We start from the raw sequence: 18,726 nt of genomic DNA on the forward strand, positions 1-18,726 counted from the left end.
GTGGGGCGTTGTACTGGACGGCGGCGACGGGGGTGCGGGCGGTGCTCAGTGGCCCGGTCCGGGACGCGTGGGCGCGGACGGGCTGGGAGAACGGGGCGCTGGGCTATCCGGTCAGCGACACGGTGTGCACGTCCTCGGAGTGTTCCCAGCGGTTCCAGTTCGGTTCGATCAGCGCACCCCAGGGCGGCGCGGTGGTCGTCCGCATCGGCTGACCGGCCCGCGCCCTGCCGCCGTGGTCAGCCGGCGTCGGTGATCGTGCAGATCACCGCGCCGCTGGTCACCGATGCGCCGACCTCGGCGGACAGGCCGGACACGGTGCCCGCCTTGTGCGCGGTGATCGGCTGCTCCATCTTCATCGCCTCGAGCACCACGATCAGGTCACCGGCGGCGACCGTCGCGCCGTCCGCCACCGCCACCTTCACGATCGTGCCCTGCATCGGTGCGGTGAGGGAGTCGCCGGAGGCCGCCTGGGCACCGTGACCGCCGCTGCGCCGGCGGGGCTTGGCGCCGCCGGCCGCTGCGGCACCGCCGCCGGCGGCGAGCCCGGCCGGCAGGGACACCTCGAGGCGCCGTCCACCGACCTCCACCACGACGGTCTGCCGCGGCTCCTCCTCGGCGCCCTCGGCCGGCGCGGCGGACCAGGGCGGCACCTGGTTGTCCCACCCGGTCTCGATCCAGCGGGTGTGCACGCGGAACGGTTCGCTGGTGAACGCCTCGTCCCGGACGACGGCGCGGTGGAACGGGAGCACGGTCGGCATGCCCTCGACGACCAGCTCGTCCAGCGCCCGGCGGGCCCGCTGGAGCGCCTCGGTGCGGGTGGCGCCGGTGACGATCAGCTTGGCCAGCATCGAGTCGAAGGCCCCGGCCACCTCGCCGCCGGCCTCGACCCCGGAGTCCCAGCGCACGCCCGGGCCCTGCGGCACCTGCAACCGGGTGACCGGGCCGGGGGCGGGCATGAAGTTCCGCCCGGCGTCCTCGGCGTTGATCCGGAACTCGATGCTGTGCCCGCGCGGGGCCGGGTCCTCGGTGATCTCCAGCGGCAGGCCCTCGGCGATCCGGAACTGCTGGCGCACCAGGTCGATGCCGGAGGTCTCCTCGGTGACCGGGTGCTCGACCTGCAGGCGGGTGTTCACCTCCAGGAAGGAGATCGAGCCGTCGGCGCCGACGAGGTACTCGACGGTGCCGGCCCCGGAGTAGCCCGCCTCGCGGCAGATCGCCTTGGCCGAGGAGTGGATGCGCTCGCGCTGCTCCTCGGTGAGGAACGGCGCGGGGGCCTCCTCCACCAGCTTCTGGTTGCGCCGCTGCAGCGAGCAGTCCCGGGTGCCCACGACGACGACGTTGCCGTGGGTGTCGGCCAGCACCTGCGCCTCGACGTGCCGCGGCTGGTCCAGGAACCGCTCGACGAAGCACTCGCCGCGCCCGAACGCGGAGACCGCCTCCCGGACGGCGGAGTCGAACAGCTCGGGGATCTCCTCGATCGTCCGGGCCACCTTCAGGCCGCGCCCACCGCCACCGAAGGCGGCCTTGATCGCCACCGGCAGCCCGTGCTCGCGGGCGAAGGCGACCACCTCGTCGGCGTCCGCGACCGGGTCCTTGGTGCCGGGGACCAGCGGCGCCCCGGCCCGGGTGGCGATGTGCCGCGCGGCGACCTTGTCACCGAGGTCGACGATCGCCTGCGGCGAGGGGCCGATCCAGGTCAGGCCTGCCTCGATGACGGCCTGCGCGAAGTCGGCGTTCTCGGAGAGGAAGCCGTAGCCGGGGTGGACGGCGTCGGCGCCGGACCGGCGGGCGGCGTCGATGACCTTGTCGACCACCAGGTAGGAGTCGCCGGGTGTCGTCCCGCCCAGGGCGAACGCCTCGTCGGCGGCACGCACGTGCAGGGCGTCCCGATCGGGCTCGGCGTAGACGGCCACGCTGGTGAGCCCGGCGTCCCGGCAGGCGCGCGCCACCCGCACCGCGATCTCGCCGCGGTTGGCGATCAGGACCTTCTGCACGTTCGTTCTCCCTCGAGAGGCGGGTGGCGGGGTGGAGCGGGTGGGTCAGCGCTGCCAGAGGGTGGTGATCGGCACCCCGAGCGTCGCCAGCTGCGTGCGCAGCAGCGGCAGCGACAGGCCGATCACCGCCGACGGGTCACCCTCGACGCGGCGGACGAACGCCGCGCCCAGCCCGTCCAGGGTGAAGGCGCCGGCGACGGCCAGCGGCTCACCGGTGGCCAGGTAGGCGTCCACCTCGGCGTCGGTGGGCTCGGCGAAGTGGACGACGGTGGAGGAGACCCCGACGTCGCGCTGGGTCACCCGGCCCTCGCGGACGTCGAAGACCGCCTGGCCGGTGTGCAGGACGCCGCTGCGGCCGCTCATCCGCTGCCAGCGCAGCCGGGCGTCGGCGGCGTCCACCGGCTTGCCCAGCGGCTTGCCGCGGAACTCCAGCAGCGAGTCGGCGGCGACGACGAGGGCGTCGGTCTCCTGCCGGGCCACCGCGGTGGCCTTCGCCGCGGCCAGCAGCGCGACCAGCTCACCGACCCGGGGTGCGGTCAGCGAGTCCTCGTCGAACCCGCTGACCACCACCTCCGGGTTCAGCCCGGCCTGCCGCATCAGCTGCAGCCGGGCGGGGGACTGGGAGGCCAGCACCAGGCGGCGGCTCATGCGGACCGCCCCGCGGAGAGCCAGCCACCGGGGCCGGGCTGCAGCGGCCGGCGGTGCAGGGCCGCCGGTGCGCCCCAGGCGCCGACCGGGGTCGGCCGGCGGCGGGGACGGCGGGTGGACAGCGCGGTGAGGACGACGGTGAGCGCGGCCAGCTCGTCGTCCGAGGGATTGCCGGAGAGCACCCGCAACAGGGGTGCGGTGGGCTCAGTCACGGGATGTCCTGTCGTGAGGAGTGGAGGGCCCGGAGGGTCTCCGCGAGCGAGCGACGGAGCGGCTCCTCGCGGGCCGGGGACGGCACGTGGTCGCGGTGCGATCCGGAGGATCGCCATGTCATCGTCACAGCGGGATGTTCCCGTGCTTCTTCGGAGGGAGGGTCTGTCGCTTGTTGGCCAGCAGCCGCAGCGCCCGGACGACGTGGACGCGGGTGTGCGAGGGCGGGATGACCGCGTCGACGTACCCGCGGTCGGCGGCGGTGTAGGGGTTCAGCAGCGCGTCCTCGTACTCGGTGATCAGCTCCGCGCGGCGCGCCTCCGGGTCCTCGGCGGCGGCGAGCTCCTTGCGGTAGAGGATGCCGACGGCGCCCTGGGCGCCCATCACCGCGATCTGGGCCGTGGGCCAGGCCAGGTTGACGTCGGCGCCGAGGTGCTTGGAGCTCATCACGTCGTAGGCGCCGCCGTAGGCCTTGCGGGTGATCACGGTGATCAACGGCACCGTCGCCTCGGCGTAGGCGTAGAGCAGCTTGGCGCCGCGGCGGATGATCCCGTTCCACTCCTGCGACGTGCCGGGCAGGAACCCGGGGACGTCGACGAAGGTGAGCACCGGGATGTTGAAGGCGTCGCAGGTGCGGACGAACCGCGCCGCCTTCTCGCTGGCGTCGATGTCCAGCGTGCCGGCGAGCTGGGTGGGCTGGTTGGCGACGACCCCCACCGGGCGGCCCTCGACCCGGCCGAAGCCGACCAGGATGTTCGGGGCGAAAAGCGCCTGCACCTCGAGGAACTCCCCGTCGTCGAGCACGTGCTCGATCACGGTGTGCATGTCGTAGGGGGTGTTCGCCGAGTCCGGGACGAGTTCGTCGAGCTCCCGGTCGGCGTCGGTCAGCGCGCCGGGCAGGGCGACGTCGACCGGGGGCACCTCGACGGCGGGCAGCGGGTCGAGGTTGTTGCTGGGCAGGTAGGACAGCAGCGCCTTGACGTAGTCGATCGCGTCGGCGTCGTCCTCGGCCAGGTGGTGGGCGACGCCGGACCGGGTGTTGTGCGTGCGCGCCCCGCCCAGCTCCTCCAGCGTCACGTCCTCGCCGGTGACGGTCTTCACCACGTCGGGACCGGTGATGAACATCTGGCTGGTCCCGTCGACCATCACGATGAAGTCGGTGAGCGCGGGGGAGTAGACGTGCCCGCCGGCCGCCGGGCCCATCACCAGCGAGATCTGCGGGACGACGCCGGAGGCGTGCACGTTGCGCCGGAAGATCTCCGCGTACAGGCCGAGGGAGACCACGCCCTCCTGGATGCGCGCGCCACCGCCCTCGTTGATCCCGATCACCGGGCAGCCGGTGCGCACGGCGAGGTCCAGCACCTTGGTGATCTTCTCGCCGTACACCTCGCCGAGGCTGCCGCCGAAGACGGTGACGTCCTGGGAGAAGACGCAGACCGGGCGTCCGTCGACGGTGCCGTGACCGGTGACCACGCCGTCGCCCATGGGACGGCGGGCGTCCAGGCCGAAGTTGGTGGAGCGGTGCCGGGCGAACTCGTCGAGCTCGGTGAACGAGCCCGGGTCCAGCAGCGCGTCGATCCGCTCGCGGGCGGTCATCTTCCCGGCGTCGTGCTGCTTGGCCACCGCGCGCTCGGACCCGGCGTGCGTGGCCTCCTGCACCCGCCGCTCGAAGTCCGCGAGCTTGCCGGCGGTGGTGTGCAGGTCGACGTCGGCGGGGACGTGTTCCCCCGCGCTCCCGGGTTCGGCGGCACTCACGGGCCGTAGCGTAGTGACGTGACCGACGGCGAGCCTCCGGCAGCACCCCACCCCGATCGCCCCGCCCTCGACGCCGCGGCCCTGACCGCCGCCCTGGCCGGTGGGCTGTGGCGGGCGGTGGAGGTGGTCGAGGAGGTCGGCTCGACCAACGCCGACCTCGTCGCCCGGGTCGCGGCGGACGAGGCGGAGGGCCAGGTCGCAGAGGGGCTGGTGCTGGTGGCCGAGCACCAGGCGGCCGGACGCGGGCGGCTGGACCGCACCTGGACGTCGCCCCCGCGCGCCGGGCTCACCGTGTCGGTGCTGCTGCGCCCCGACGTCCCCGCCGCGCGCCGGGCCTGGCTGTCGCTGCTCACCGGGGTGGCGCTCGCCGAGGCGGTGGGCGAGGTGGCCGGCGTCCGGGCCTCGCTGAAGTGGCCCAACGACCTGCTCGCCCCCGGCGGTGCCAAGCTCGCCGGCATCCTCGCCGAGAGCGCGGGCACCGCCGTCGTCGTGGGGGTCGGGCTCAACGTCTCCACCACGGCCGGGGAACTGCCCGGCACCGGGACGTCGCTGGCGCTGGTCCGCGGGGCACCGGTCGACCGGTCGGCCGTCCTGCTCGGCCTCCTCCGGTCCCTGGAGCGGCGGTACCGCCGCTGGGTGGAGGTGCTCGGTGACCCGGTCTCCTCGGGGCTGGCCGCCGACTACCTGGCCTGGTGCAGCACCGTGGGCAGCGAGGTCACCGTGACCATGCCCGACGGCTCCGCGCTGGACGGCGTCGCCGAGGCCGTCGACTGGGACGGCCGGCTGGTCGTGCGGACCCCGGCCGGCACCGTCGAGCTGGCCTCCGGCGACGTCCGGCACGTCCGGCCCCGCGGCTGACCCGGGTCCGCCCGAGGGGTGCCGGTGGGCCCGCTGGGACGGGTGGGGCGGCCCGTGCGCGTCGTGCCGCGGACGTCCCGCCACCCTGCGGCACCCGTGGTTAGCGTCCGGCTCCGACCAGGACAGTGGCCGGACGCGGGGGTGGGGACGTGGCGCAGCTGCACCCGCACCGCCGGCCGGAGATCCGCGCGCTCACCGGGCTGCGGCTGCTCGCGGCCCTGTGGGTGGTCGCCCACCACCTCTGGCTCTTCGCGCCGGGGGACACCTGGCGCCCGCTGATCGCGCCGCTGGCGCCGCTGCTGGACGCGGGCTGGCTGGGTGTCGACCTCTTCTTCGTGCTCAGCGGCTTCGTGCTGGCGCACAGCCACGTCGCGACCCTGGGCCGGCGGCCCGGCGTGCGCGCGACGCTGCACTTCTACCGGGCCCGACTCGCCCGCATCTGGCCGACCTGGCTGGTGGTGCTGGCCGGGGTCACCGTCGGGCTGCTGGTCCAGCGCCGGCTGGTCGGGGAGTCCCCCGGCGGTGCCTCCCTGGACGCGGCGTCGATGCTCCGGCAGGTCCTGCTCGTGCAGGTCTGGGACCGGGCCGACCATTCCGCGACCGGCCCGGTCGGCCCCGGCTGGTCGCTGAGCGCCGAATGGGCGGCGTACCTGGTGTTCCCGCTGCTGGCGCTGGGCCTCTACCGGCTCCGGCGGTGGCCGGCGGCCGTGCTGGCCGGGCTCGCCCTCGCCGCAGTGGGCCCGTTCGCGGCCCTGTGCCTGGTCATGGACGGGCACGACTGGGCCTGGAGCTGGCTGGTGCGGTTGACCGGCTCCTTCCTCGCCGGCGCCCTGGTGGCGCTGGTCGTGGCGCAGCTGCGCCAGCGGCCCGGGGTCGGGCGGGCGGCGGCCCTGGTCGCCGGAGGGGCGGTCGCGGTCGGGCTGGTGGTGGTCGGCTGGGCACCGGACGCCGGCCAGGCGGGCCTGGGCGTCCTGTGCTTCCCGGTGCTGGTGGCGGCGCTGGCCCTCGCCGACCGCGGTGCGGTGGTGCGCCTGCTGGCGGGGCGGCCTGCGGTGCTGGGCGGCCGGGTCTCCTTCGCGCTGTACCTGGTCCACATGGCGGTGTTCGAGACCGCCTGGACGGTCCTGGAGCTGCTGCCCGGCCTCGGGCCGCTGCACGTGGTGGTCCCCGTGCTGCCCGTGCCGGTCGCCTGGGCGCTGTGGCGGTGGGTGGAGGAACCGGCCCGCCGGCAGCTGCTCGGCCACCGGCCCGGGGGCCGGGCGCGGCAGGTCCCCCTCCCCGCGCCCCGTGCGGCCGGCCCCGGTGAGGTGGTCGGCCCCCGGGTGGACGCGCCGGTGACCGTGACGCACTGATCCCGCCGCCGGTCGGTCATCCTGTCCCGGTGGCGTACCCGGAGAAGGTGCTCGGCGAGGACGAGGAGGTCGTCGCCCACCTGCACCCCCACTGGACGACCGTCTTCCGCCCGATCGTGCTCTTCCTCGTGCTGGTGGGTCTGGCCTCGTTCGGGGCGGCGCTCGTCCCGGCCGGGGACCAGCAGGCCCTCTGGCGGCTGGTGGTGGTCGGCGCGGCGGCCGTTCTGGCGCTGGTCCTGGTGGCCGTTCCGCTGCTGCGCTGGCGGACGACGCACTACGTGATCACCACGCACCGGCTGCTGCACCGCACCGGGGTCCTCGCCCGGTCCGGCCGGGACATCGGCCTCTCCCGGATCACCGACGTGTCCTACCGGCAGAGCCTGTGGGACCGGATCGTCCGCTCGGGCACCGTCTCGATCGAGACCGCGGGGGAGGGCGGCCCGACGGTCTTCTCCGCCGTCCCCGACAGCGAGGGGGTGCAGCAGCTGCTCAACCAGCTGGTCGAGGAGGACGCCGACCGGCGGGCCCGGGACGACACCGGCTGGTACGCGGACCCGTACCGGGAGCCGGACCCGGAGGCCTGAGCCCGGGGCCCCTGTGGCGGGTGTGACGAACTGTCAGGACCTGACGATCCGCGTCCACGATTCTGGGTTGTCATGACTCAAGGTGGCGCCGCCGTCGCCGTAAGTTCCTGTCCTGGGACCACCGGACTGGTCCTTCACGTCAGAGTCCCGGGGGAGCGCAGTGTCCACAGGTGTTCGTACGGCCAGCGGCCGCACCGCGGTCAGCCCGCGCGGTGAGATCAAGGCGCTCACCGGCCTCCGCGCCGTGGCCGCCACGTGGGTCGTCCTCTACCACGTGGCGTGGCTGTCCTCGGCCTACCTGGACCAGGTGAGCTTCCTCCGGCCGGTCCTCGCGGCGGGCTGGACCGGGGTCGAGCTCTTCTTCGTGCTCAGCGGCTTCGTGATCGCCCGCAGCTACCTCGAGGAGATGGGGGGCCGCTGGCGCACCGGGGAGGCCCTCCGGTTCCTGTACAACCGCCTGGCCCGGGTGTGGCCGGCCTACGCGGTGGTGACCCTGGTCGCGTTCCTCTGGCTGTTCGTGGCCGGCCAGCTGGGCTGGGCGGTCAACCTCGTGGCGCCCCACCCGGAGGCGACCCTCGCCGAGCTGGGACGTCAGTTGACGATGACCCAGATGTGGGGCGAGAGCACCCTGGTCGGGCAGAGCTTCAACCCCCCGGGGTGGTCGATCAGCGCCGAGTGGCTCGCCTACCTGGCCTTCCCGGTCCTGGCCCTGCTCCTGCGCCCGCTACGGCGACTGCACCCCGTCGTCCTGCTGGCGCTCAGCTGCGGCGCGATGCTCCCGTTGTTCTTCAACTCCTACCTGCACGGCACCCAGGACGTCGACACGAGCTGGGTGCTGCGGATCGGCTGCTGCTTCGTCGCCGGGATCCTCGCCTGCCTGAGCGCCCGCCGGCTGGAGCAGCACCCGCGGTCCGACCAGTGGGGGTTGGTCCTGTCCGTCACCTCGGTGATCGGCGTGCTGCTCATCTGCCTCTGGGCGCAGTGGCGGGTGACCCTCGGGCCGGGCGACTGGGCCGGCATCGTCACGATCGTCTACCCCGTCCTCATCGTCGGCCTGGCCCTCACCCGCCGGGGGCCGGCCCGGGTCCTGGCGGCCGAGCCGCTCGTGTACGGCGGACGGCTGTCCTACTGCCTGTACCTGGTGCACTTCGTGGTCATGGACGTCGTCCTCACCACCTACTGGCAGGACGAGACGCGGCGTGGCGATGTCCCGCCGGCCCTTGCGCTGGGCATCCCGCTCATCGTGTTCGGGTCGATGGCGCTCAGCGCCGTGCTGCACCACGGGGTCGAGGAACCCGCCCGCCGGCTGATGCTCCAGGCCTACCGCCGGATGACCGGCGGCCGGGACCGGACCCGGGAACGGGTCACCCACGGGTCCGTCCCCGAGGCCTCGCCCGTCCGCGCCGAGCGGCTCGACCCGGCCGGCGTGGCGGCCGCCGTGCCGGTCGCCCGCGGCCCCGTCACGGCCCGGTTGGGCACGGCTGTCCGGACGCCTTCTCCTGTGCCGTCGCGACGTCCGGCCGAGTTCGCGGGTCGTGCGCGGGGCGCCGTCCCCACGGGCGACCCGCCGCGGGACGCAGCCGGGACGGGGCGCCACGCCCGCGGGACTGTCGGACCGGTCTCCTAGCCTCGGGGCCATGCGGCTGCTGCACACCTCCGACTGGCACATCGGCCGGTCCCTGCACGGCACCGACCTGCTCGCCGAGCAGGAGGCGGTGCTGCGCCGGCTGGCCGACGTCGTCACGGAGGAGCAGGTGGACGCCGTCGTCGTCGCCGGCGACGTCTACGACCGGGCGGTGCCCTCGGCCGACGCGACCGCGGTGCTGGACCGGGCGCTGACCCGGCTGCGCACCGCCGGCGCCCAGGTGGTGCTGACCCCCGGCAACCACGACTCCGCCCGGCGGCTGGGCTTCGCCGCCGGGCTGCTGGCCGCCTCGGGCGTGCACGTCCGGGCGGCCACCCCCCAGCTCGACGAGCCGGTCCTGCTGGCCGATGCGCACGGCGAGGTCGCCGTGTACGGGCTCCCCTACCTGGAACCCGAGGTCGCCCGGCACGAACTCGGCCTGCCGGAGGCGCGCAGCCACGAGGCGGTCCTCGCCGCGGCGATGGACCGGGTCCGCGCCGACCTGTTCCTGCGCCCCGGTGCCCGGTCCGTCGTGCTGGCGCACGCCTTCGTCGGCGGCGGGGTGGCCAGCGACAGCGAACGCGACATCTGCGTCGGCGGGGTCGACCTGGTGCCGGCGTCGGTGTTCGACGGCGTCGACTACGTCGCCCTCGGTCACCTGCACCGGCCGCAGACGCTCACCCCGCGGATCCGCTACAGCGGCTCCCCGCTCGCGTACTCCTTCGGCGAGGCGGGGCAGGACAAGCAGGCCTGGCTGGTCGACCTGGACGCCGGCGGGCTCACCGAGGTCCGGCCGGTACCGCTGCCGGCGCCCCGCCGGCTGACCCTGCTGCGCGGTGGGCTGGCCGACCTGCTCGCCGATCCGGAGCTGGCCGGGGCCGAGGAGCACTTCGTCTCCGCCCAGCTGACCGACGCGGTGCGCCCGGCCGACCCGATGCGGCAGCTGCAGGGCCGTTTCCCGCACTGCGTGCACCTGGAGTGGGTCGGCTCCGGGGTGGTCCCCGACGGGCGCAGCTACACCGAGCGGCTCTCCGGTCGCAGCGACCTCGAGGTCGCCGAGGAGTTCGTGGGCCACGTGCGGCAGGTGGCCCCCGCGCGCGCCGAACGGGACCTGCTGGCCCGGGCGCTGGCCGCCGTGGCGCGCGAGGAGGCCGCGCAGTGAGGGTCCACCGGCTGACCGTGAACGCCTTCGGGCCGTTCGCCGACCGGGTGGAGGTCGACTTCGACGACGTCGGCCGCGACGGGCTCTTCCTGCTCTGGGGGCCCACCGGGGCGGGCAAGACGACGCTGCTCGACGCGGTCGTCTTCGCGCTGTACGGCACCGTCCCGGGAGCGCGCGGTGAGGAGAAGCGGCTGCGCAGCGACCACGCGGGCGAGGCCGTGCGCACCGAGGTCGAGTGCGAGGTCACCCTCGGCGGGGAGCGGCTGCTGGTCACCCGCCGGCCGGAGCAGCGGCGCCCCAAGCGCCGTGGCACCGGCTGGACCACCGAGCAGGCCCGGCTGACCGTCCAGCGGCTGACGGACGGCGGCTGGGAGCCGGTGAGCACCCGCATCGACGAGGGGTCGGAGCACCTGCGCACCCGGCTGGGGCTCTCGGCCGAGCAGTTCTGCCAGGTCGTGCTGTTGCCGCAGGGCGACTTCGCCCGGTTCCTGCGCGCGGAGCCGGAGGACCGGGGGCGGCTGCTGCGCACGCTGTTCGACGTCGGTCGCTTCGCCCGCGTGGAGACCTGGCTCGACGAGCAGCGCCGGGCGGCGCGGGCCGAGCTCGACGAGATGCGGGTGCGGGCCAGCACCGTGCTCGCCCGGGTCGCGCAGGTCGCCGACGTCGAGGTGCCCGAGGAGCTGGCTCCGGAACTGGTCGGCGCGGCGGCCCCGGCCCATGCCGCCTCCTGGGTCCGCCAGGTGCATGCCGAGGCCGCCGAGCGGCTGGCCCGGCACGAGGAGGCGGCGGCTCTGGCAGCCGCCGCGGTCGCCCGCGCCGACACCGAGCTGGCCCGGGCCCGGGAGGAGGAGGCGCGGCACGCCCGGCGCGACCGCGCCCGGGCCGACCTCGCCCGCCTGCAGGCCGAGGCCGCCGAGCTCCAGCCCCTGCGGGCCGCCCTCGACGCCGGCACCCGGGCCGAGCCGGTGCGCGACGTGCTGGAAGCGGCCGGGCGGGCCGCCCAGGAGGCGGAGGCCGCCGAGGCCGCCCTGGCCTCGGCCCAGCGGTCCTGGGCGGTGGTGGCCGCCGGTCGCCCGGCCGACACCCTGCTCTCCCGGGCCCTCCGGGACGAGGCCGCCGAGCTGCGGACCCTCCTCCCCGAGGTCGACCGCGCCGCCGAGCTCGAGCGCGAGGTCGCCCTCGCCGGCCAGGAGGTCGACGGGCTGACCGCCCGGTGCGAGCACGGTGCCCATGCGGCCGCCGAGTGGCCGGCGCGCCTGGCCGCCCTGGAGGCAGCCGTCGCAGCGGCGGCGGAGGCGGCCGCCGCGCTGCCCGGGGCGACCGCCGCCGCCGAGCAGGCGCACGCCGGTCTCGTCGCCGCCCGGGAGGTCGCGGAGCTGACCGGGCACCTGGCCGCCCAGCAGGCGGACGCCCAGCGCGCCCGCGAAGAGTGGCTCGACGCCCGGGAGCGGTGGAACGACCTGCGGGCCCGGCGGCTGGACGGCATGGCCGCGGAGCTGGCGGCGCAGCTCGCCGACGGTGCGCCCTGCCCGGTGTGCGGGGGCACCGAGCACCCGGCGCCGGCGGTCACCGACGGGCCGCCGGTCACGCGGGCCGACGAGGACGCCGCGCGGGCCCGCACCGAGGGGCGCGAGGCGCACCACCTCGACCTGCAGCGGTCGCTGCAGGAGGGCGAGCGGCGGCTCGCCGTGCTCCAAGCCCGCGCCGGTGAGCTGTCGCTGGCCGCGCACGAGCAGGCGGTCGCCGTCGCCACCGCCACCGAGCGGGAGCTGCGGGAGCGGGCACAGGGGCTCGACGCCGCCCGGCGGGAGCTGGTCCAGCGGTCGACGGAGCGGGACGCCGCGGCGGCCGCACTGGCCGAGCAGCGGGAGCAGCTGGTCGCCCGGCAGGCGCAGCGCGCCGCCGCCGAGCACGCGCTGGCGCAGGTGCGCGAGCGGCTGGCCGCCGCCCGCGGCGACGACCGGGACCTGACCGGTCGCATCCGCCGGCTCACCACGGAGGCCGAGCGCTGCGAGGCGGTCGTGGACGCCGAGGCGGCCGCGCTGCGGGCCCGGACCGCGGCCGAGGGGACCCGCCGGCTGGCCGCCGAGCGGGTGGCCGAGGCCGGCTTCCCCGACCTGCTCGCGGCGGCCGGGGCCCTGCTCGACCGGGGCCGGGCCGCGGCCATCGAACGGCGCATCGCCGAGCACGACCAGCAGTGGTCCGTGGCGACCGCCGCGCTGGCCGAACCCGAGCTGGCCGACCTGCCCCCGCGGCCGGACCTCGCCGCGCTGACCGGCGCGTGCCGGTCGGCCACCAGCGTCCGGGAGAACGCCGTCGCCGACCTCGCCGCGGCCCGCGGCTGCCTGGCGTCCCTCACCGAGCTGGCCGCGGAGCTGACCGCGGTGGAGGTGGAGCTGGACGAGCGCCGTGCGGTGGCCGACCAGGTCACCGGGCTGGCCGACCTGGTGAACGGGCGGGGGGCCAACACGTTGCGGATGCGGCTGCAGTCCTTCGTGCTCGCCGCGCGGCTGGAGCAGGTCGCCGAGGTCGCCAGCCGCCGCCTGGCCGACATGTCCGGCGGCCGCTATCGCTTCCTGCACAGCGACGCCCTGGGCCGGCACGGCGCCCGGGGCGGGCTGGGGCTGGACGTGCTCGACGAGTACACCGGTGTGCGGCGCCCGACCAAGACGCTGTCCGGCGGGGAGAGCTTCATGGCCTCCCTCGCCCTCGCCCTCGGCCTGGCCGACGTGGTCACCGCGGAGAGCGGCGGGGTGCAGATCGACACCCTCTTCGTCGACGAGGGGTTCGGCACACTCGACCCGCGGGCGCTCGACGCGGTGATGACCGTCCTCGACGAGCTGCGCCGCGGGGGGCGCACGGTCGGGGTGATCAGCCACGTGGAGGAGCTGCGCACGCGGATCCCCAGCCGCCTGGAGGTCGTTGCCGGCCGGGAGGGGTCCCGGCTGGCCGGCTGACGTCCCCAGCAGCCCGGCGAGCTCCTACGGTACGCCGGGCGACGCGCCGTAGGAGGTGCCGGTCGACAGGCTCAGGAGGTCGCGCCTCCGCCGGTGCGCTGCTCCAGCCGGCGCAGTCGCTCCTCGTACGCCGAGACGAGAGCGAGCCGGGACCGCACACGAGCGTGCTCCTCGCGGACCACCTCGACCAGCAGGCGGGCCTCGGGCAGGTCGCGGAGATCGCCGGTCAGCACGACCGGGTTCTGCTGCCGCTCCAGACGCTCCTCGAAGGCGGCAGCCTGCGGCGCCAGCCTGGCCAGCTCGTTGGCCGACCAGGAGGACTCCCGCTCGACGGCGTCCAGTCGCCGTTCCAGCTCGCCGAGGCGCTTGTCCAGCTCCCCGTCACGACCGGCCAGGTCGTCGACGCGCCGGTGCAGCTCGTGCAACTGGTCCCCCAGGCGACCCAGGTGCTCGTGCACCTCGTCGAACCGGCGGGCCACGCGCCAGGCGACGGCCTCGTCGATCCGCGCGCTCAACTTCGCGGGCAGCTTCACTGTGTTCCTCCCTGTCGGTCTCCGGCGCCTTCCGGCGGCGGAGCCGTCACGCCACGATGGTGGTACGGCCGCCGTCGACCCAGCTGCGGAACAGCCGGCCCTCGAGGGCGATGCGGTGTTCCGGGCCCACGATGCAGTCGTCGCCGGAGGCGTGCCGCCAGCGGGTCTGGTCCGGCTGGTCGACGAACGAGTACCCGGCCAGCAGCAGCTCGGCGTCGGGGAACGCCGTCCGGGCCCACCAGGCCGCCATCGTCCCTGTCGTCGCCCAGAGTCCCTCGGTGCGCGAGTCGAGCCCCAGGTCCTCGCTCAACGGGATGGTGAGGTCGTCGTTGTCGACGTGCACCTGGCCCAGGTCTGCCGGCCACCACGAGGGCACCAGCGCCGGCTCCCAGTGCAAGCGCCCCGGTTCGACCATCAGGTACAGGCGGTCGCGGTAGCCGGCGAAGAACCACGGCGTCGCGCGCAGGCCGCGGTTGAAGAAGACGACGTCCGCGCGCCGGCCCTGCGTCGGCCGCTCGCCCGGGTCGTCCAGCCGGAAGCCGTTGACCCGCAGAACGAGGTCGCAGCCGTCGATCGCCCGGGCCCGCTCGATCGAGGGCTCCAGCGGCTTGTTGCCGACGACGGCCACGCTCCGGACCCGGGGGTCACGGGCGTAGGCGACGGCCAGGTCGCGGACCTGCGCCCGTCGGGTCGCGGACACCTGGGACACCAGAGCGACGTTACCCAGACCCGGTGTCGGCCGGTACCTGGGGACGAGGGGCCTGAGGCGCCTGAGGTGGGTGCGGCGGATGAGGCCCGGGGGTCGCCGCGGGGAAGACCCACCGGCGGTACCCGAGGAAGCGGAGGGCGGTGCCCAGCGCGATCGAACCGACGTTCGCCAGCTGGAGGACCAAGGGGTCCTCCTGTCCGAGACCGTGGCGCACGAACGCCACCACCGCGAGACTCAGCAGCAGGGTGACGCCGTTGACCGCGGCGAAGAGCAGGTACTCGCGTCGTGCCCCGGTCCGCGCCCGGTGGGCGAAGGACCAGTGCCGGTGTGCCACGTAGGCCACGGTCATGGCGACCACGGTCGAGACCGCCTTCGCCGCGACCGCGTCCAGTCCGGTCTGCACGTACAGCACCTGGAACAGGCCCACGTCGAGCACGAAGCACGCCGCGCCCACGACGCCGAAGGCGGACAGCTCCTTCAGCAGGAGGCGCCAGGTCGGCCCCAGGCGACCACGGACGACCTCGAGGAGTGGCACGCTCCGACTGTACGGACGCCGGCCGGCCCGAGCGCGATCCGGCCGGCGGCCGGCCGGGAGAGGTGTCCGGAGGACGCTCCGGAGCGGTGGGTCGACCGTGCCGGCCGCTGCGTCGGTGATGATGGAGGGCATGACCCCCACCGCTCACCCCGCCCGGCCGTCGGCCGCCCGAGGCGTGGGCGTGATCGCGGTGCTCGCGGTCCTGCTGACCGGCTGCGGCCCGGCTGGTGGCGGAGGGTCCGCAGAACCCGGGCCGGCGGCCAGCTCGTCGGCCTCCGCAGCCGCCCCGGCCACACCCGACTCGGTCACCGTGGCCGTCGTCGGCGACTCGATCACCGCGGGTGTCGATCCCGAGGACAGCGAGGCCGACCCGGGGGAGGAGTCATGGCTGCTCGGCGCGGATGCGCCCCCGCTCGACGTCGGGACCGGCTGGGCCGTGCCCGGCACGACCACCGCCCAGATGCGGGACGGGGTGACCGCCTTCGACGCCGACGTGCTGGTCGTGATGGCCGGTACCAACGACCTCCAGCGGGACGTCCCGTGGAGCGACACCCGGGAGAACCTGGTGCGGCTGGTGGACGAGGCGGACGTCGAGCCCGTCGTGCTCGCGGCCGTGCCCCCGTTGGACTCCCGGCCGGCCGACGCCGTGGCGTTCAACGGACGGCTGGCCGATCTCGCCGACGCGCAGGGCTGGACGTTCATCGACCCGTGGAGCGAGTTCAGCAGCGAGGGTTCCTACCGCCCCGGCGCCAGCCCCGACGGCGTGCACCCGACCCCGATGGTCGCCTTCGCGGTCGGCCGCGCGGTGCGTGACGCGCTGCTGAGCGGAGCGGCCGGCTGACCGCCATCGGCGGGCCGCTAGCGTTGCGCCCGATGGCCACGCCCCTGGACCCGCGTACCGGCCTGCCCGTGGTGGCGATGGTCGGTGGCGGGCAGCTGTCCCGGATGACCCACCAGGCCGCGGTCGCGCTCGGCCAGTCGCTGCGCGTGCTGGCGGCCGACCCCGACGAGTCGGCCGCGCTGGTCGCGGCCGACGTGCAGCTCGGCGACCACCGGGAGCTGGCCGACCTTCGCCGGCTCGCCGAGGGCGCCACCGTGGTCACCTTCGACCACGAGCACGTGCCCACCGAGCACCTCCGCGCACTGGAGGACGCCGGTCACCGGGTCGCCCCCCGGCCCGCCGCGCTGGTGCACGCCCAGGACAAGCTGGTGCTCCGCCGGGCGCTGGCCGCCGCGGGGGAGCCGCAGCCGGCCTGGGCCGAGGTGCGCACGGTGCACGACGCCGCCGCGTTCGCCGAGCAGGTCGGCTGGCCGGTGGTGCTGAAGACCCCGCGCGGCGGCTACGACGGCAAGGGCGTGTTCGTGGTCTCCGGCCCCGACCAGGTCGCGGACCTGCTCGAGCGGCACGGCACCCTCCTCGCCGAGGAGCGGGTGGCGATGACCCGGGAGCTCTCCGCCCAGGTGGCCCGCTCCCCGTTCGGCCAGGTGGCGGTCTGGCCGGTGGTGGAGACGGTGCAGCGCGACGGCGTGTGCAACGAGGTGTACGCCCCGGCTCCGGGCCTGAGCGAGGAGAAGGCGACCGCGGCCCAGGAGCTGGCGGTCCGGATCGCCGACTCGCTCGGCGTCGTCGGCATGCTCGCCGTCGAGCTGTTCGAGACCGCCGGCGGCGTGCTGGTCAACGAGCTGGCGATGCGGCCGCACAACTCGGGGCACTGGACCATCGAGGGCGCCCGCACCAGCCAGTTCGAGCAGCACCTGCGCGCCGTCCTGGACTACCCCCTGGGCTCGACGGCGATGACCGCGCCGGTGGTGGTGATGGCCAACGTGCTCGGCGGCGACGCCTCGGCCGACGACTGGGCCGGGCCGGGGCTGGACGAGCGGGTGCACCACCTGATGGCGCACTGGCCGGACGTGAAGCTGCACTGGTACGGCAAGGGTCAGCGCCGCGGCCGCAAGCTCGGCCACGTCACCGCGCTGGGGGACGACCTGGCCGAGGTGCGGGCCCGCGCGGTCGCCGCCGCCCGGTACCTGGCCGACGGCGTGGTCGACCCGGCCTTCGCCTTCGAGACCGAGCACTGACCCGAGGAGCAGGGAGCCGCCCCGTGAGTGACCCGATCGTCGGCATCGTCATGGGCAGCGACTCCGACTGGCCGATGATGGAGCCCGCCGCGCAGGCGCTGGCCGAGTTCGACGTGCCGTGGGAGGCGCACGTCGTCTCCGCGCACCGCACCCCGCGCCGGATGCTCGACTACGCCGAGACCGCAGCCGGTCGCGGGCTGCGCGTGGTGATCGCCGGGGCCGGGGGAGCGGCCCACCTGCCCGGGATGATCGCGGCGGCCACCCCGCTGCCGGTGATCGGCGTCCCCCGGCCGCTGGACCGCCTCGACGGGCTGGACAGCCTGCTGTCGATCGTGCAGATGCCGGCCGGCGTCCCGGTGGCGACGGTGTCGATCGGCGGGGGGCGCAACGCCGGCCTGCTCGCCGTCCGCGTGCTGGCTGCCGGCGACGGCGCGCTGCGGGCGCGGGTGGAGCGGTTCCAGGCCGGCCTGGCGGCGTCCGTCGTCGCCCGGGACGAACAGCTCCAGGAGCGTCTCCCGCGCGGGTGAGTCCTCTTCTGGACGACGCCCGCCGGCCCTACTCTCTACTCGTGGGTAACAACGCTGGGCCGTACGCGCTCACCGACGAGCACGAGGCCATCCGGGAAGCCGTCCGGGAGATCGCCGAGCGCGAGATCGCGCCGTTCGCCGCCGAGGTGGACGCCGAGTCCCGCTACCCGGTGGAGGCGCAGAAGGCGCTCACCGCGGCCGGCTTCCACGCCACGCACCTCCCGGAGGAGTACGGGGGCGAGGGCGCCGACGCGATCGCCACCTGCATCGTCATCGAGGAGGTGGCCCGGGTCGACGTCAGCGCCTCGCTGATCCCCGCGGTCAACAAGCTCGGCTCGGTGCCGGTCCTCCTGTCCGCGTCCGATGAGCTCAAGCGGCAGGTGCTGCCGTCGATCGCCGCCGGTGACGCGATGATCAGCTACGGCCTGTCCGAGCGGGAGGCCGGCTCCGACGCCGCCGCGATGCGCACCCGCGCCCGGCGCGAGGGCGACAGCTGGGTGCTCAACGGCACCAAGGCGTGGATCACCAACGCCAGCGTCTCCGAGTGGTTCACCGTCATGGCGGTGACCGACCCGGAGAAGGGGGCCAACGGCATCTCCGCGTTCGTCGTGCACCGCGACGACCCGGGCTTCGCCGTGGGGCCCAAGGAGAAGAAGATGGGCATCAAGGGGTCGCCCACCTGCGAGCTGTACTTCACCGACTGCGCCATCCCGGCCGACCGCGTCGTCGGGGAGCCCGGCACCGGCTTCAAGACCGCGCTGCGCACCCTGGACGTCACCCGGCCGACCATCGGCGCCCAGGCCGTCGGCGTCGCGCAGGGCGCGCTGGACGCCGCGGTCGCCTACACCAAGGAGCGCCGCCAGTTCGGCTCGGCGGTCGCGGACTTCCAGGGCGTGCAGTTCATGCTCGCCGACATGGACATGAAGGTGCAGGCCGCCCGGCACCTGGTCTACGTCGCCGCGGCCGCCGGGGACGCCGGCCGTCCCGACGTCACCCGGGTGTCCGCCGCGGCCAAGGCGTTCGCCTCCGACGTCGCGATGCAGGTGACCACCGACGCCGTCCAGCTCTTCGGCGGCGCGGGCTACACCCAGGACTTCCCGGTCGAGCGGATGATGCGCGACGCCAAGATCACCCAGATCTACGAGGGCACCAACCAGGTCCAGCGCATGGTGATCGCACGGAGCCTGCTGCGGTAGGCC

The 18,726-nt window shown here is 75.3% G+C and carries 18 protein-coding genes; 11 read left to right on the forward strand and 7 right to left on the reverse strand.

Translation table 11 applies throughout. From position 1 onward, the window contains the following. Nucleotides 1-212, forward strand: a 212-nt coding sequence (locus ACI79Y_RS15990; protein ID WP_457159432.1) for an LGFP repeat-containing protein, incomplete at its 5' end; no start/stop codon positions are given. Between the two features lie 24 nt (nucleotides 213-236). Here the strand turns inward: ACI79Y_RS15990 and ACI79Y_RS15995 are convergent. From ACI79Y_RS15995 to ACI79Y_RS16010, 4 genes are all read right to left on the reverse strand, one after another. Next, a complete protein-coding gene (locus ACI79Y_RS15995; protein ID WP_457159433.1) occupies nucleotides 237-1,994 on the reverse strand; it encodes an acetyl/propionyl/methylcrotonyl-CoA carboxylase subunit alpha in 1,758 nt (585 codons plus the stop codon). Nucleotides 1,995-2,039: 45 nt separating this feature from the next. Beyond that, complete coding sequence (locus ACI79Y_RS16000; protein ID WP_457159434.1) at nucleotides 2,040-2,642, reverse strand: Maf family protein; 603 nt, start codon at nucleotides 2,640-2,642, stop codon at nucleotides 2,040-2,042. Continuing rightward, entirely contained in the window at nucleotides 2,639-2,854 is a 216-nt protein-coding gene (locus tag ACI79Y_RS16005) for an acyl-CoA carboxylase subunit epsilon (protein ID WP_457159435.1), read from the reverse strand. The genes ACI79Y_RS16000 and ACI79Y_RS16005 overlap by 4 nt, the downstream gene beginning before the upstream one ends. Nucleotides 2,855-2,978: 124 nt before the next feature. Next, nucleotides 2,979-4,607, reverse strand: a complete 1,629-nt coding sequence (locus ACI79Y_RS16010) for an acyl-CoA carboxylase subunit beta (protein ID WP_457159436.1) — start codon at nucleotides 4,605-4,607, stop codon at nucleotides 2,979-2,981. A gap of 18 nt (nucleotides 4,608-4,625) precedes the next feature. Here ACI79Y_RS16010 and ACI79Y_RS16015 point away from each other — a divergent pair, with 18 nt between their 5' ends. The 6 genes from ACI79Y_RS16015 to ACI79Y_RS16040 all read left to right on the forward strand — a co-directional run bounded on the left by ACI79Y_RS16015 (nucleotide 4,626) and on the right by ACI79Y_RS16040 (nucleotide 13,144). Further along, on the forward strand, nucleotides 4,626-5,465 hold the full coding sequence (locus ACI79Y_RS16015) for a biotin--[acetyl-CoA-carboxylase] ligase (RefSeq protein WP_457159437.1): 840 nt from the start codon (nucleotides 4,626-4,628) through the stop codon (nucleotides 5,463-5,465). Between the two features lie 149 nt (nucleotides 5,466-5,614). Continuing rightward, nucleotides 5,615-6,817: an acyltransferase family protein gene (locus tag ACI79Y_RS16020; RefSeq protein WP_457159438.1), complete on the forward strand. Its 1,203-nt coding sequence runs from the start codon at nucleotides 5,615-5,617 to the stop codon at nucleotides 6,815-6,817. A gap of 29 nt (nucleotides 6,818-6,846) precedes the next feature. Next, on the forward strand, nucleotides 6,847-7,401 hold the full coding sequence (locus ACI79Y_RS16025) for a PH domain-containing protein (RefSeq protein WP_457159439.1): 555 nt from the start codon (nucleotides 6,847-6,849) through the stop codon (nucleotides 7,399-7,401). A 160-nt stretch (nucleotides 7,402-7,561) separates the two neighbouring features. Continuing rightward, nucleotides 7,562-9,028, forward strand: a complete 1,467-nt coding sequence (locus tag ACI79Y_RS16030; protein ID WP_457159440.1) for an acyltransferase family protein — start codon at nucleotides 7,562-7,564, stop codon at nucleotides 9,026-9,028. A 10-nt stretch (nucleotides 9,029-9,038) separates the two neighbouring features. Continuing rightward, a complete protein-coding gene (locus ACI79Y_RS16035; RefSeq protein WP_457159441.1) occupies nucleotides 9,039-10,187 on the forward strand; it encodes an exonuclease SbcCD subunit D in 1,149 nt (382 codons plus the stop codon). Beyond that, nucleotides 10,184-13,144, forward strand: coding sequence for an AAA family ATPase (locus ACI79Y_RS16040; RefSeq protein ID WP_457159442.1), 2,961 nt, complete (start codon nucleotides 10,184-10,186; stop codon nucleotides 13,142-13,144). Before ACI79Y_RS16035 ends, ACI79Y_RS16040 begins: the two co-directional genes overlap by 4 nt. Nucleotides 13,145-13,215: 71 nt before the next feature. On the opposite strand, the gene ACI79Y_RS16045 is transcribed toward ACI79Y_RS16040, so the two are convergent. The 3 genes from ACI79Y_RS16045 to ACI79Y_RS16055 are packed head-to-tail and all read right to left on the reverse strand — an operon-like array spanning nucleotide 13,216 to nucleotide 14,921. Then, on the reverse strand, nucleotides 13,216-13,677 hold the full coding sequence (locus ACI79Y_RS16045; RefSeq protein WP_457159443.1) for a hypothetical protein: 462 nt from the start codon (nucleotides 13,675-13,677) through the stop codon (nucleotides 13,216-13,218). A 46-nt stretch (nucleotides 13,678-13,723) separates the two neighbouring features. Further along, complete coding sequence (locus ACI79Y_RS16050) at nucleotides 13,724-14,386, reverse strand: hypothetical protein (RefSeq protein ID WP_457159444.1); 663 nt, start codon at nucleotides 14,384-14,386, stop codon at nucleotides 13,724-13,726. Between the two features lie 10 nt (nucleotides 14,387-14,396). After that, nucleotides 14,397-14,921, reverse strand: coding sequence for a GtrA family protein (locus ACI79Y_RS16055; protein ID WP_457159445.1), 525 nt, complete (start codon nucleotides 14,919-14,921; stop codon nucleotides 14,397-14,399). A gap of 130 nt (nucleotides 14,922-15,051) precedes the next feature. On the opposite strand from ACI79Y_RS16055, the gene ACI79Y_RS16060 reads away from it, so the two are divergent. The 4 genes from ACI79Y_RS16060 to ACI79Y_RS16075 are packed head-to-tail and all read left to right on the forward strand — an operon-like array spanning nucleotide 15,052 to nucleotide 18,723. Then, nucleotides 15,052-15,762, forward strand: coding sequence for an SGNH/GDSL hydrolase family protein (locus ACI79Y_RS16060; protein ID WP_457159446.1), 711 nt, complete (start codon nucleotides 15,052-15,054; stop codon nucleotides 15,760-15,762). A 32-nt stretch (nucleotides 15,763-15,794) separates the two neighbouring features. Continuing rightward, nucleotides 15,795-17,000 (forward strand): 5-(carboxyamino)imidazole ribonucleotide synthase, encoded by a 1,206-nt coding sequence (locus tag ACI79Y_RS16065; protein ID WP_457159447.1) that lies wholly within the window; start codon nucleotides 15,795-15,797, stop codon nucleotides 16,998-17,000. Between the two features lie 23 nt (nucleotides 17,001-17,023). Next, nucleotides 17,024-17,527 carry a 5-(carboxyamino)imidazole ribonucleotide mutase gene (gene purE / locus ACI79Y_RS16070; RefSeq protein ID WP_457159448.1) on the forward strand — a complete coding sequence of 168 codons (504 nt, stop codon included), beginning with the start codon at nucleotides 17,024-17,026 and terminating at the stop codon, nucleotides 17,525-17,527. Nucleotides 17,528-17,568: 41 nt separating this feature from the next. Then, a complete protein-coding gene (locus ACI79Y_RS16075; RefSeq protein WP_457159449.1) occupies nucleotides 17,569-18,723 on the forward strand; it encodes an acyl-CoA dehydrogenase family protein in 1,155 nt (384 codons plus the stop codon). Nucleotides 18,724-18,726 lie beyond the last annotated feature (3 nt).

The organism is Modestobacter sp. SYSU DS0875, assembly GCF_054050915.1.

What these genes read in the sequence shown, in the direction of transcription:
- ACI79Y_RS16000 (WP_457159434.1), bottom strand. Translation starts at nt 2,642, where the DNA reads ATGAGCCGCCGCCTGGTGCTGGCCTCCCAGTCCCCCGCCCGGCTGCAG.
- ACI79Y_RS16035 (WP_457159441.1), top strand. Translation starts at nt 9,039, where the DNA reads ATGCGGCTGCTGCACACCTCCGACTGGCACATCGGCCGGTCCCTGCAC.
- ACI79Y_RS16060 (WP_457159446.1), top strand. Translation starts at nt 15,052, where the DNA reads ATGACCCCCACCGCTCACCCCGCCCGGCCGTCGGCCGCCCGAGGCGTG.
- ACI79Y_RS16065 (WP_457159447.1), top strand. Translation starts at nt 15,795, where the DNA reads ATGGCCACGCCCCTGGACCCGCGTACCGGCCTGCCCGTGGTGGCGATG.